This is a genomic window from Salipiger thiooxidans, assembly GCF_900102075.1.
Classification (GTDB): domain Bacteria; phylum Pseudomonadota; class Alphaproteobacteria; order Rhodobacterales; family Rhodobacteraceae; genus Salipiger; species Salipiger thiooxidans.
Window position 1 is genome coordinate 19,457 of the sequence record NZ_FNAV01000003.1, and the last position, 12,342, is coordinate 31,798.

The window sequence follows — 12,342 nt, forward strand, 5'->3', positions numbered from 1 at the left end:
GCCCTTGCCGGGCGCCGCGCAATCCGGGTCAGGAGCGGCTGGCTGCGACCATCAGCCCCTCGGCCTTGAGCCGGGCGTGGCATTCGTCGAGCGATTTCCAGGCGCGCGCGATCAGCACGTCGATCTCTTCCCGGGTCAGAACCAGCGGCGGCGAGATGATCATGCGGTCGCCGACGTGGCGCATCACTAGGTTGTTGGCGAAGCAGCGCTCGCGGCAGATGTAGCCCACGGTGCCCGCCTCCGAGGCAAAGGCCGCACGGCTGGCCTTGTCCGGGGTCAGCGCGATGGAGCCCATGAAGCCCACGATCTTGGCCTCGCCCACCAGCGGATGCTCGGTCAGGCTCTCGAACTTCTGCTTGAGATAGGGGCCGGTCTCTTCGCGGACCTTCTCGACGATGCCTTCCTCGTCGAGGATGCGCAGGTTCTCTAGCGCCACGGCGCAGGCCACCGGGTGACCCGAATAGGTGTAGCCGTGGTTGAACTCGGTGCCCGAGATCACCTCTGCCACCTCGTCGGACAGCACCGAGCCGCCGATCGGCTGGTAGCCCGAGGACAGGCCCTTGGCGATGGTCATGATGTCCGGCGTGATCCCCATGGTCTGCGAGCCGAACCAGTTGCCGGTCCGGCCGAAGCCGCAGATCACCTCATCGGCGATCAGCAGGATGCCGTATTTCTTCACGATGCGCTCAATCTCGGGCCAGTAGGTCTCGGGCGGGATGATCACGCCGCCGGCGCCCTGCACCGGCTCGGCGATGAAGGCCGCGACCTTCTCGGGGCCGATCTCCTCGATGGCGGCCTCGAGCTGGCGCGCGCGCTCCAGCCCGAACTCCTCGGGGCTCATGTCGCCGCCCTCGGCCCACCAGTTGGGCTGGTCGATGTGGTGCACGCCCGGCACCACGCCGCCCTGCCCGTGCATGCCCTTCATGCCGCCGAGCGACATCGAGCCCAGCGACGAGCCGTGGTAGGCGTTCCAGCGCGAGATGATGACCTGACGCTCGGGCTGGCCCTTCTCGGCCCAGTAGGTGCGCACGAGGCGGATGTTGGTGTCGTTGGCCTCGGACCCGGACGAGGCATAGAACACGTGGTTCAGGTTGCCCGGCGCAAGCTCGGCGATGCGGGCCGAGAGCTGGATCGCCGGGACGTGAGTCGTCTGGAAGAACGTGTTGTAATAGGGCAGCTCCTCCATCTGGCGCGAGGCCGCCGCGGCAAGCTCCTTGCGGCCGTAGCCGATGTTCACGCACCAGAGCCCCGCCATGCCGTCGAGGATGCGCTCGCCCTCGCTGTCGGTGAGCCACGAGCCCTCGGCACGGGTGATCACCCGCGCGCCCTTCTTGGCCAGATCGGCCCCGGTGGTGAACGGGTGCACGTGGTGAGCGGCGTCGAGCGCCTGCAATTCGGCGGTCGGGGTGTTGGTGGAAATGAGCGTCATGGCCGCGTCTCCTGAATCGTCGAGGGGTTTGCGCGGCAGAATATGATCAAATTATTTGCTGTCAATCGAATCGCTCACTCACGGCCCGGTCGCCGCGTCGGGGCGGACGTTACGGCAGCGCGCCGGAGGCGATCGTCACACCGCCCGCAGCGCCGCCGAGATCTGGTCCATGCCCTGACGGACGTCCTGCTCCATGGCCTTTGCCGCGGCGTCGGCATCGCCGGCCTCGAGCGCCGACAGGATCGCCTTGTGCTGGTCCGGCAGGTTGCGCGTGCCGAACTGGCCGCAGACCACCCGCAGCGACGGCCCGAAGCGCAGCCACAGCCCCTCGACGAGGTCGGTGAGAATCGGCGCCGCGGCCACCGCGTTCAGTTCGGCGTGAAACTGGTGATTCTCCACGAGGTAGCCGTGCACGTCGCCCTTGGAGATGGCCGCGTCGAGCCGCGTGTCGGTCTCGCGCAGCCGCTGCACCTCGCCGCCCTGACAACGCAATGCCGCCCTGCGGGCAAGCTGCGGCTCGAGCGCCACGCGGGCCAGCGTCAGCTCCTCGACCGAGGCCACGCCGAGCACCGGCACGATGATCCGGCGATTGCCCTGAAACACCAGCGCGCCCTCGGCGATGAGCCGGCGTAACGCCTCGCGTACAGGGGTCATTCCGACCTCGAGCCGTTCGACCAGACCCTGGATCGTGACCGGCTGTCCCGGCTCCAGCTCGCCGAACAGAATCATGTCCCGCAACTGGCGGTAGACGACCTCGTGGGTCGGCAGTCCCGCACCGTCTGCTCGCATGTTCACCATCTGCCTCCCGTTTGACCAAACCGCCCGCGAACCCATCTTGCACGCTCAGGCGGGCCATGAAAACATCTCGCATGTTGCCATGCGCCGCAACATTTGATCAAATCCAAAGGCCACGGGGCGACAAGACCCCCTGTCCAACGGGAGCACATGATGAAGAAACCCCTTCTGAGTTTCACCGCGATCCTCGCACTGTCGGCCGGAATGGCCCAGGCCGAGGAAGTCCGCGTCTACAACTGGTCCGACTACATCGACGAGAGCCTGCTGGCCAAGTTCGAGGAAGAAACCGGGATCGACCTGATCTACGACGTGTTCGACAGCAACGAGGTCCTCGAGACCAAGATGCTCGCGGGCGGCTCGGGCTACGACGTCGTGGTGCCGACCGGCACCTTCCTGCAGCGTCAGATCATGGCCGGCGCCTTCCAGCCGCTCGACAAGTCGAAGCTGCCGAACATCGAGAACATGTGGGACGTGATCTCGGAGCGGACCTCGAAATACGACCCCGGCAACGAATACGCCATCAACTACATGTGGGGCACCACCGGGCTTGGCGTGAACGAGGCCAAGGTCAAGGAAGTGCTCGGCGAAGACGCGCCCGTGACCTCGTGGGATCTCGTGTTCAAGGCCGAGAACATGGAAAAGCTCGCCTCCTGCGGCGTGATGTTCCTCGACGCGCCGTCCGAGATGATCCCGGCCGCGCTGAACTACATCGGCGAGGATCCCGACAGCCATGACCCCGAGGTCATCGCCAAGGCCGAGGCGGTCTACGACCCGATCCGCCCCTACATCCAGAAGTTCAACAGCTCGGAGTACATCAACGCGCTGGCCAATGGCGACATCTGCGTCGCGGTCGGCTGGTCCGGAGACATCCTGCAGGCCCGCGACCGTGCGGCCGAGGCCGACAACGGTGTCGAGATCTCCTACTACGCCCCCGACGAGGGCGCGCAGATGTGGTTCGACATGATGGCCATCCCGGTCGACGCGCCGAACCCGGACGCCGCCCACAAGTTCCTGAACTTCATCATGGACGCCGAGAACATGGCGGCGGCATCGAACTACGTCTACTACGCCAACGGCAACCTCGCCTCGCAGGAATTCCTCGCCGAGGACGTGATCGGCGATCCGGCGATCTATCCGACGCCCGAGGCGATGGAGAACACCTTCACCACGACTCCGTGGGATCCGAAGGTCCAGCGCGAGGTCACCCGCCTCTGGACCAAGATCAAGTCCGGCACCTGAGCCGCGACCCGATGACAGCCCGCGCCGGAGATCCGGCGCGGGCGTTTTGACCTGACAGGATCCGATCCCGCATGGCCCAGACCGTCTTTGCCCCATGGACGGACACCGATCAGAAACCACTGATCGAGTTCCGCAACGTGACCAAGAGTTTCGGCGACTTCACCGCCATCGACAATCTGTCGCTCAAGATCTACGAGCGCGAGTTCTTCGCCCTCCTCGGCCCGTCCGGATGCGGCAAGACCACGATGATGCGGATGCTCGCCGGGTTCGAGTCGGTGACCAGCGGGAGCATCCTGCTCGGCGGCCAGGACATCTCGGACGTGCCCCCGAACAAGCGCCCGGTGAACATGATGTTCCAAAGCTACGCGCTGTTCCCGCACCTGTCCGTCTGGGACAACATCGCCTTCGGGCTCCGGCGCGAGAGCCGCGACAAGGCCTTCGTCGAGGAGCGCGTCGAGGAGATGCTGCGCCTGACCCGGCTCAGCAAGTTCGCCCGCCGCAAGCCACACCAGATCTCCGGCGGCCAGCGCCAGCGCGTGGCACTGGCCCGCTCGCTCGCCAAGGCGCCGAAGCTCTTGCTGCTCGACGAGCCGCTCGGCGCGCTCGACCGCAAGCTCCGCGAGGAGACGCAGTTCGAGCTCATGGACATCCAGGAAAAGACCGGCACCACCTTCGTGATCGTGACCCACGACCAGGAAGAGGCGATGACCGTCGCCTCCCGCATCGCGGTGATGGACGAGGGCCGCCTCGTGCAGGTCGACACCCCCGACGTGATCTACGAGGCGCCGAACTCGGTCTACGTGGCGGATTTCATCGGCGACGTGAACCTGATCGAGGGCAAGGCTCGCGTGCGCCCGGACGAGCCCGCACCTGCCCCGGCGCCCGAGGCCCCCGCCGTCGACGAGACCCCGGCGCCCGCGCCGCAGCCGGCCGAGCCCGCGACGCCGGTGGTGACCGACGCCCGCCTGCCCGCCCCCAACGCCCGCGGCGAATGGCTCTACCAGAAGGTCTTCGCCCGCCTCCTCGGCCACCGCGAGAGCGCGCCGCGCCAGCTGCCGCCGCCGAGCCCGGAAGAGCTCGCAGCCGCGCACAAGGCGCCGCCACCGCCTCCGCCCCCTGCCCCGGTCGCGCCGGCGGAACCCGCCATCAAGCCCGGCGGCATCTTCATCGACTGGGCCGAGGGCCAGCCGCCGATCATCGCCGCCAACGGCGATCCGGACACCGACGGCAAGCCGGTCACGCTGTCGATCCGGCCCGAGAAGGTCACCATCGACCTCGACAAGCCCCAGCGCCCCAACGTGCTGCCGGGCAAGGTCATCGACATCGCCTATCTCGGCAACATCTCGACCTACCACGTCGAGCTGCGCAGCGGGCTGATGATCAAGGCGCAGATGGTCAACGCCCGCCGCCTTTCGAACCGGCACATCACCTGGGAGGACGAGGTCTGGATCGGTTTCACGGAAACCGCCGGCGTCGTGCTCGAGGAGTAGCCCGATGCGTCGCGCGTTCCTCATCGCCGTTCCCTACATCTGGCTGCTGCTCCTCTTCCTCGTCCCGTTCCTGATCGTGCTCAAGATCTCGCTGTCGGACGTGGCACTGGCGCGCCCGCCCTACATGCCGCAGCTCGACCTCTCGACCGGCTGGGACGGGATCAAGGCCTTCTTCTCGGAGCTCGACTTCGAGAACTTCGTCTTCCTGACCACCGACAGCCTCTACTGGAAGTCTTACCTCAGCTCGGTGAAGATCGCGGGACTGTCGACGCTCATCACCCTCTGCGTCGGCTACCCGCTGGCCTACGGCATGGCCCGCGCGCCCGACGAGTGGCGCCCGACGCTGCTGATGCTGGTCATCCTGCCGTTCTGGACCTCGTTCCTGATCCGCGTCTACTCGTGGATGGGCATCCTCTCGACCGAGGGCGTGCTCAACAGTTTCCTGCTCTGGACCGGGATCATCGACGAGCCGCTGATGATCATGAACACCCCCAGGGCGGTCTATGTCGGCATCGTCTACACGTACCTGCCCTTCATGGTGCTGCCGATCTACTCGGCGCTCGAGAAGATGGACGAGAGCCTGATCGAGGCGGCAGAGGACCTCGGCTGCTCGAAACTCGCCGCCTTCTGGCTGGTGACCTGGCCGCTGTCGAAGAACGGCATCATTGCCGGCTGCTTCCTCGTCTTCATCCCGGCACTGGGCGAGTTCGTCATCCCCTCGCTGCTCGGCGGGTCCGAGACGCTGATGATCGGCAAGGTGCTCTGGGAAGAGTTCTTCAACAACCGCGATTGGCCGGTGGCCTCGGCGGTGGCGGTGATCCTGCTGCTGATCCTGATCATCCCGATCGTGCTCTTCCAGCGCAACGAACAGAAAGCCCGAGAGGCCGAGGGCCAATGACCATGCGCAGCTTCCCCCTTCCCAATGCCCTCGCCCGCGCCGCCACCGGAACGGGAGCACGCCGATGAGACGCTTCTCCTGGTTCAACGCCACCTCGCTGACGATCGGCTTCGCCTTCCTCTACCTGCCCATGGTCCTGCTGGTGATCTACAGCTTCAACGAAAGCCGTCTGGTCACCGTCTGGGCGGGCTTCTCGACCAAGTGGTACGGCGAACTCCTGCGCGACGAGGCCTTCCTCGACGCCGCATGGGTCACGCTCAAGGTGGGCGTCTTCTCGTCGACGCTCGCAACGCTGCTCGGCACCATGGCGGCCTACGTGCTGGTGCGCGCGGGCCGGTTTCACGGCCGCACCCTGTTCTCGGGGATGATCTACGCGCCGCTGGTCATGCCAGAGGTCATCACCGGCCTGTCGCTGCTGCTGCTCTTCATCGGCATCGGGCTTGACCGGGGCGTGTTCACCATCGTGCTCGCCCACACCACCTTCTCGATGTGCTACGTCTCTGTGGTGGTGTCGTCGCGGCTCACCAGCTTCGACCGCTCGCTGGAGGAGGCCGCGCTCGACCTCGGCTGCTCGCCCTTCGAGGCGTTCCGGCTGGTCACCCTGCCGATCATCGCACCGGCGGTGATCTCGGGCTGGCTGCTTGCGTTCACCCTGTCGCTCGACGACCTCGTGATCGCCAGCTTCACCACCGGCCCATCGGCCACGACCCTGCCGATCAAGATCTTCTCGGCGGTGCGGCTCGGGGTGAGCCCGCAGATCAACGCGCTGTCGACGATCCTCATCGGCATCGTCACCGTGGGCGTCATCACCGCCTCGGTCATCACCAAGCGCGCGGCAGTGGCGCAGGCCCGCGACGAACAGGCGGCTGCCCGAACCGAATGAAACGCATCTACGAAGCGCCGGCCTACGGGCCGCAGGGCGCCTGCTGGTGGGCCAATACGGTGCCGCCCGACGACTGGCCGGCCCTGCCCGGAGACCGCAGCACCGAGGTCGCCGTCATCGGCGGCGGCTACACCGGCCTATCGGCCGCGCTGCACCTCGCGCAGGAGGGCACGGGCGTCACCGTGCTCGAGGCCGAGCACGCAGGTTACGGCGCCTCGGGCCGCAACGGCGGGTTCTGCTGTCTCGGCGGGTCCAAGGCGACCAGCGGCCAGCTGCGACGCCAGTATGGCCCGGAAGGGCTGATGGCGTGGCGCGCCACCGAGAAGGCGGCCATCGAGACCGTGGCCGGACTTATCGCCGATCACGGGATCGAGGCCGACACCCATTCCGAGGGCGAGACGCTGATCGCCCACAGCGCGCGCGCCTTCGGCAAGCTGAAGGCGGGGCTCGACGAGATCGAATCCGAATACGGCGTGACCCCGCGCCTGCTCGAGATGGAGGAGATGGCAGCCGAGGGGCTCGGCGGGCCGTTCTTCGGCGCCGTCACCATTCCTGTGGGCTTTGCCCTGAACCCGCGCAAGTACCACGCCGGGCTCGCCCGCGCGGCCCGCGCCGCCGGGGCCACCCTGCACGGCCACAGCCCGGTCACGGCGCTGCGGCGGGACGGCAAGTGGATGCTCTCGACGCCGCACGGCACGCTCACCGCCGACCGGGTGATCCTTGCCACCAACGGCTATTCCTCCGAGGATGTGCCCGACTGGCTGCGCGCCCGCTACCTGCCGGTGCAGTCGAGCGTGATCGTCACCGAGCCGCTCACCGAGGCGCAGCGGGCGGCGCAGGGCTGGACATCGTATCAGATGGCCTACGACACCCGCGTCCTGCTGCACTACTTCCGCCTGATGCCCGACAACCGCTTCCTGTTCGGGATGCGCGGCGGGCTAACCGCAACGCCGCGGGCGCAGGCCTCGATCTCACGCAAGATCCGAGGCGATTTCGCCGAGATGTTCCCGGGCTGGCGCGATGTCCGGCTGAGCCACGAATGGGCGGGGCTGGTCTGTATCATGGCAAGTCTCACGCCCTTTGCCGGGCCAGTGCCCGACCAGCCGGGGCTGTTCGCGGGGATGGGCTACCACGGCAACGGAGTCGCCATGGCAAGCCACACCGGCATGCTGCTTGCCGACCTCGTGCGGGACCGGGCGCCGCGCGCGCTTCTGCCCGAGGCGATGAGCACACCGCCCCGGCGCTTCCCGCTGGACCGCCACCGCCGCGCCATGCTGGCGCCGGCCTATGCGGCGGCCTCGCTGCTCGACCTCTGAGGCCCTGACGGCGGGGCTCAGCCCCGCGCCAGCCTCACCCGGATCGCATCGGCCAACAGCGCGCCGGTCGCGACCGCGAAGTCATGCGCCAGCACCCGCACGTCCGCGAGGCCCGCCAGTTCGCGCGCCCGCGCCTGCCACGCCGCGCTGCGCTCGGCCAGGGCCATGTCCTCCGGTGCCAGCCGGGCGATCAGCGCCGCGAAGGCCTCGATCGCCGCGCCCTCGGCAAAGCGGACCCCGCGCGAGGCAAGGGTCTGGCAATGGATGCCGTTGGCGCCCTCGTAGATCGTGGTGATCCGCGCATCCCGCCAGATCTGTGCCACGCCGTATTCCTCGAGATAGCCATAGCCGCCAAGGATCTGGATCCCCAGATCCGCCGCCCGCAGCCCTGCCTCGGTGCACCAGATCTTGCAGAGCGGCGTCAGGAACTCGACCAGCGCCGGGGCGTCGCCGCGTTCGAGCTCGCCCAGCGCGATGTGGCACATGGCGCGCGCCACGCGGGCGGCGTCCTGCTGCTCGGCCAGCATCCGCTGCACGTCCGGGTGATCGGCGAGCATCGCGTCGGACCCGTCGGGCTGGCGCCCCTGCCGACGCTCGGCGGCATAGGCCGCGGCGATGGCATGGGCCCGCGCCGCGTGGGCCACGCCCTGCAGCGACACGTCGAGCCGCGCGTGGTTCATCATGGTGAACATCGCCGCAAGCCCACGCCCCTCGGCGCCCACCAGCTCGGCGCTGGCACCGTCGAACTCCATCTGGCAGGTGGGCGAGGCGTGCAGGCCGAGCTTCTCCTCGATCCGGGTGACGGTGATGGCGTTGCGCACCCCGTCGCGCTCCGAGGGGCAGAGGAACAGCGACAGCCCCTTCACCCCGTCCTCGGGCGCCCCGGTGCGCGCCAGCACTAGATGCAGGATGCCCTCGGACAGGTCCTGGTCACCGCCCGAGATGAAGATCTTCTGCCCCTCGATGCGCCAGCTCTCGCCGTCGCGCACCGCCCGGCAGCGGATCCGCGACAGGTCCGAGCCCGCCCCCGCCTCGGTCAGGCACATGGTGGAAAGCCACGCCCCCGAGGCAAGCTTCGGGATGTAGGCCTCCTGCTGCGCCGGGGTGCCGTGCACCAGCAGCGTCGAGACCGCGCCCGGCACGAGGTTGGTCACCATCTGCAGCGAATGGTTGGCGCCCGAGAAGATCTCGGACACCGCCGCCGCGGTCAGGTGGTCGAGCTCCTGACCGCCGAAAGCCTCGGGCGCCGTGAGCCCCTGCCAGCCGCTCTCGGCCAGTTCGGCATAGGCGGCACCGAAGCCCTCGGGCATCCGCACCCGCCCGTTTTCGAGCCGGCAGCCCTCGCGGTCGCCTGGCCCATTGAGCGGCGCCAGCACGCCCTCGGCGAAGGCGGCGAAATGGCCCGCCACCTCCTGCGAAAGCTCGGGGTCCCATCCGGGCACCTCGCCGGCAAAGGTCCGGAGGCTGTGGAAGATGTCGTCGAGCGGGGCTTGAAAGGGGATCATCGCGCGGCGCCTCCGGTCAGCTCTCGATGCCCAGGAGGCGCATCGCGTTGTCCTTGAGGATGAGCGGCCGCACCTCGTCGCGGAACTCGGCCTTGTCGAAGGCGTCGAGCCACTTCTCGGGCGCGATCATCGGCCAGTCGGACCCGAAGAGCATCTTTTTCTTCAGGATCGTGTTGGCGTATTGCACGAGGATCTTGGGGAAGTACTTGGGCGACCAGCCGCTGAGGTCGATGTAGACGTTGGGCTTGTGCTGCGCGACCGAGAGCGCCTCTTCCTGCCATGGGAAGGACGGATGCGCGAGGATGATCGGCATGTCGGGGAAATCCACTGCCAGATCGTCCATGAACATCGGGTTCGAATACTTCAGCCGCATGCCGTTGCCGCCGCGCATCCCCGAGCCAACGCCGGTCTGCCCGGTGTGGAAGAGCGCCGGCACCCCGGCCTCGGCGATGGCCTCGTAAAGCGGGTAGGCCATGCGGTCGTTGGGGTAGAACCCCTGCATGGTCGGGTGGAACTTGAACCCCTTGATGCCGTGGTTCTGCACGAGGTCGCGGGCCTCGCGCGCACCGAGCCTGCCCTTCGCCGGGTCGATCGAGGCGAAGGGGATCAGGATGTCGCTGTTCTTGGCGCAGGCGTCGGCGACCTCGTAGTTGTCGTAGCGCCGGTAGCCGGTCTCGCGCTCGCTATCGACCGGGAAGATCACCGCGGCGATGTTCTTCTCGCGGTAATGCGCGGCGGTGACGTCGATGGTCGGCGGATGCGACCACGGCGCGCCGAAGTACTTGGCCATGGTGGACTGCAGCTCGTCGTAGCCGTCATCGGCGTGACAGCCGCACGCCTCCTCGGCATGGGTGTGGAAGTCGATCGCGCGGATCTTGGCGAAGTCGATCATCTGGTGTCCTCCTCAGACGCGGATCAGCGCCGGATCTTCGTTGTCGTAGAGCCGCTCGAGAAGCTCCGCCCGGCGGGTCAGGATCTTCTTGATGTTGAGCGAGCCCTTGTCGGTGATCTCGTGGTGTTCGAGCGACGGCGGCTCGGCCAGCACCATGGCGCGGGTGATGCGCTTGGCCGAGCCCGTCACATGCGCGTTCATCTCGCGCAGGCGCAGTTCGACCCGCGTCATCAGCGCGGTGTCGGTGACGGCGCCCTGCGTGACCTCGCCCGACGCGGCGGCCCCGGGCACGGGGAAGATGAAGAGCCCCACCTCGCCCCGGTCATGGCCGCAGATCACCACGTCCTGCGCCAGCCCGGCGAGCTCCTTGAGCGCGGTCATGCGCAGGTTGCCCGCCTGCACCCAGGTCCCGGTGTCGAGCTTGAAGTCCTCGGACACGCGGCCGTCGAACACCAGTCCACGGTCGGCATCGTCCGGATCGACGAAGCGCACCGCATCGCCGGTGATGAAGAACCCCTCGTCGTCGAAGGCCTCGGCGGTCCTGGCGGGGTCGTTGAAGTAGCCGGTCATCACGTTCGGCCCCTTGACGCGCACCTCGCAGCGCATGTCCTCGTCGGGGATAAGCTTCACCTCGACGCCGGGCAGCGGCACGCCGATCACGCCCGAGCGGCCGATGGGCTCGTGCACCATGAGGCAGGCGGGGGCGGTCTCGGTGAGGCCCCAGCTCGAGATCATCATCGGCAGACCGCCGCGGGCGTCGATACAGAACTGCTCGAGCGCCTCCCACACGTCCTGCGGCAGCGAGGCGCCGGCGTAGAACAGCAGCTGCAGGTCCTTGCACAGATGCGCCTGCGTGGCGGGGTCGTCCTTGATGGCGTCGACCAGCATGTTCCAGCCCACGGGCACGTTGAAGGCCAGCGTGCCGGGCCGGTCGGTGCGGTTTTTGAGCGTGGTGGCAAAGCCCCTGCCGGTGGGCTTGCCGCTGTCGATGGTCAGGGTGCCGCCATGGGCCAGCATCATGTTGACGTTGTGCGAGCCGCCGAAGACGTGGTTCCACGGCAGCCAGTCAGTGATGCGCGGCGCATGATCCATGAGGAAGGGAAGCGCCACCTGCATCTGCACCTGGTTCACGCACATCATCCGGTGCGTGGTCAGCACGCCCTTGGGATCCGAGCTCGAGCCGGAGGTGAAGAGGATCTTGGCCAGCGTGTCCGGGCCGACCGTGGCATGGACGGCATCCAGATCGGGGCGCTCCTCGGCATGGACCAGCTCGGAAAGCCGCGTCACCGGACGCCCGGCCTCGCCGCGCGCGGCGACCACCTCGACATCGGCGAGCTGCGGCAGGGCCAGCGCCGAGGCGTAGCGGGTGGCGTCATCGACGAAGGCGAGCTTGGGCTTCACCTTGTCGAGCACGAAGATCAGCCGGCCATGAGCCTCGGGGATCAGCGAATACTGCTCGGCCAGCGGCACCACCGGCACGCCGATGTACTGCGCCGCGAGCGAGACCAGCAGGTGGTCGAGCCCGTTGCCCGAGAGCATGGCGATGGTGTCGCCCTCGCCCAGCCCCCGTGCCAGCAGCGCCGAGGCGATGGCGCGGACCTGCTGCAGCAGCTCGAGATAGGTGACGTTGCGCCAGCCCGGCCCCTCGACAGGCCGCTCCGAGACGGCGACGCGGTAGGGCGCCTTCTCGGCCCATTCGTGCAGCCAGACGCCGGTGTTGGCGACCGCCTCGGGCAGGTCGTAGCCCGAGCGCAGCAGGATGGTGCCGTCGGCGCGGTCCTCGCGAACCACCTTGTGCGGCACGTAGCGGGTCAGCGTGTGACGGCGGGCCCAGTCGGCCCGGGCGGTCGGGTCCTTGGGCGCGCGTTCGATGATCTGGGTGTTCATGGCTCCTC

10 protein-coding genes are annotated in these 12,342 nt (G+C 67.9%); 5 read left to right on the forward strand and 5 right to left on the reverse strand.

The window, feature by feature from the left end; genetic code table 11:
- Window positions 1–28 precede the first annotated feature (28 nt).
- Window positions 29–1,429, reverse strand: a complete 1,401-nt coding sequence (locus BLQ77_RS04520) for an aspartate aminotransferase family protein (protein WP_089955925.1) — start codon at window positions 1,427–1,429, stop codon at window positions 29–31.
- A gap of 135 nt (window positions 1,430–1,564) precedes the next feature.
- A complete protein-coding gene (locus BLQ77_RS04525) occupies window positions 1,565–2,227 on the reverse strand; it encodes a GntR family transcriptional regulator (RefSeq protein ID WP_089955929.1) in 663 nt (220 codons plus the stop codon).
- Window positions 2,228–2,377: 150 nt separating this feature from the next.
- Between BLQ77_RS04525 and BLQ77_RS04530 the strand changes: the two genes are divergently transcribed.
- The 5 genes from BLQ77_RS04530 to BLQ77_RS04550 all read left to right on the forward strand — a co-directional run bounded on the left by BLQ77_RS04530 (window position 2,378) and on the right by BLQ77_RS04550 (window position 8,050).
- Window positions 2,378–3,463 carry a polyamine ABC transporter substrate-binding protein gene (locus BLQ77_RS04530; protein ID WP_040384765.1) on the forward strand — a complete coding sequence of 362 codons (1,086 nt, stop codon included), beginning with the start codon at window positions 2,378–2,380 and terminating at the stop codon, window positions 3,461–3,463.
- 71 nt (window positions 3,464–3,534) lie between these two features.
- Complete coding sequence (locus BLQ77_RS04535) at window positions 3,535–4,953, forward strand: ABC transporter ATP-binding protein (RefSeq protein ID WP_089955933.1); 1,419 nt, start codon at window positions 3,535–3,537, stop codon at window positions 4,951–4,953.
- A 4-nt stretch (window positions 4,954–4,957) separates the two neighbouring features.
- Window positions 4,958–5,851, forward strand: coding sequence for an ABC transporter permease subunit (locus BLQ77_RS04540; RefSeq protein WP_089955936.1), 894 nt, complete (start codon window positions 4,958–4,960; stop codon window positions 5,849–5,851).
- A 64-nt stretch (window positions 5,852–5,915) separates the two neighbouring features.
- The gene (locus BLQ77_RS04545; protein ID WP_008886758.1) at window positions 5,916–6,734 is read left to right on the forward strand and encodes an ABC transporter permease; all 819 of its coding nucleotides are present in this window, start codon (window positions 5,916–5,918) and stop codon (window positions 6,732–6,734) included.
- Window positions 6,731–8,050, forward strand: coding sequence for an NAD(P)/FAD-dependent oxidoreductase (locus tag BLQ77_RS04550; protein WP_089955939.1), 1,320 nt, complete (start codon window positions 6,731–6,733; stop codon window positions 8,048–8,050). Before BLQ77_RS04545 ends, BLQ77_RS04550 begins: the two co-directional genes overlap by 4 nt.
- A 17-nt stretch (window positions 8,051–8,067) precedes the next feature.
- On the opposite strand, the gene BLQ77_RS04555 is transcribed toward BLQ77_RS04550, so the two are convergent.
- The 3 genes from BLQ77_RS04555 to BLQ77_RS04565 are packed head-to-tail and all read right to left on the reverse strand — an operon-like array spanning window position 8,068 to window position 12,334.
- The gene (locus BLQ77_RS04555; protein ID WP_089955943.1) at window positions 8,068–9,555 is read right to left on the reverse strand and encodes an acyl-CoA dehydrogenase family protein; all 1,488 of its coding nucleotides are present in this window, start codon (window positions 9,553–9,555) and stop codon (window positions 8,068–8,070) included.
- Between the two features lie 16 nt (window positions 9,556–9,571).
- Window positions 9,572–10,447 (reverse strand): amidohydrolase family protein, encoded by an 876-nt coding sequence (locus BLQ77_RS04560; protein ID WP_089955947.1) that lies wholly within the window; start codon window positions 10,445–10,447, stop codon window positions 9,572–9,574.
- 12 nt (window positions 10,448–10,459) lie between these two features.
- Window positions 10,460–12,334 carry a feruloyl-CoA synthase gene (locus tag BLQ77_RS04565; RefSeq protein WP_089955950.1) on the reverse strand — a complete coding sequence of 625 codons (1,875 nt, stop codon included), beginning with the start codon at window positions 12,332–12,334 and terminating at the stop codon, window positions 10,460–10,462.
- Window positions 12,335–12,342 lie beyond the last annotated feature (8 nt).